This window comes from Cryobacterium sp. 10I1, from assembly GCF_035019805.1.
Taxonomy (GTDB): domain Bacteria; phylum Actinomycetota; class Actinomycetes; order Actinomycetales; family Microbacteriaceae; genus Cryobacterium; species Cryobacterium glucosi.
In genome coordinates, this window is the sequence record NZ_JASJVF010000544.1 from 1 (window position 1) to 609 (window position 609).

Annotated in this window: 2 protein-coding genes; one reads left to right on the forward strand and one right to left on the reverse strand. The window is 65.5% G+C overall.

Annotated features, from left to right (window positions below; all coding sequences use genetic code 11):
- The coding region (locus QN345_RS19690; RefSeq protein WP_323509197.1) for a hypothetical protein at positions 1 to 182 on the forward strand (182 nt) is incomplete at its 5' end.
- Positions 183 to 202: 20 nt separating this feature from the next.
- On the opposite strand, the gene QN345_RS19695 is transcribed toward QN345_RS19690, so the two are convergent.
- Positions 203 to 532: a PTS sugar transporter subunit IIB gene (locus tag QN345_RS19695; protein WP_166788281.1), complete on the reverse strand. Its 330-nt coding sequence runs from the start codon at positions 530 to 532 to the stop codon at positions 203 to 205.
- Positions 533 to 609: the final 77 nt, after the last annotated feature.

Below are 609 nucleotides of genomic sequence, written 5' to 3' on the forward strand. Positions count from 1 at the left end.
AGGCTCGGGTCAACGTCGTCGCGCTCGTGGCGTTCAGCGCCGCGGGGCGCAAGAGCTTCCAGGATGTCTTCGACCAGTTCGTCGAGGTCTTCTCCGACCGCAACGACGTGCAGCGGCTGGTCCGCAGGTCGGTCGACTTCGCATCCTTCATCGACGAGCTCGTGCACCTGATGGACCAGTAGCCCTCACGGGGAAACCGGGATCAGGCGCGCAGTTCGGCCCAGCCGCGCGATTTGAACGCGTAGATGGCGAGGTCGAGTGCCTCGTCGCCGTTCTGGGAGGCGAACACGGTGTCGGGCAGGAGCGCGACGCCGACGCCCCGCTTGATCGCCTCCGCGCGGATCTTCTCGTAACGCGGGGCCAGATACGGGCCGACGAGCAAGACGTCGATCGGGTCCAATGACCCGGGAAGGTCGGATTCGCTGCCGGCGTGAACCGTCAGTTCGAGGCCCCTGGCCTCACCTGTGTGGCGGATGCGATGGGCGACGAAGGCGCTGGACGCCCCGGCACCGCAAACTACGAGAATCCTCATTGACCTGCTCATTTCTTCGGCGGGCTCTGCCCACTTCCATCTTCCCGCTAATCAGGGCCTTTGGCTAGCGGATGCCG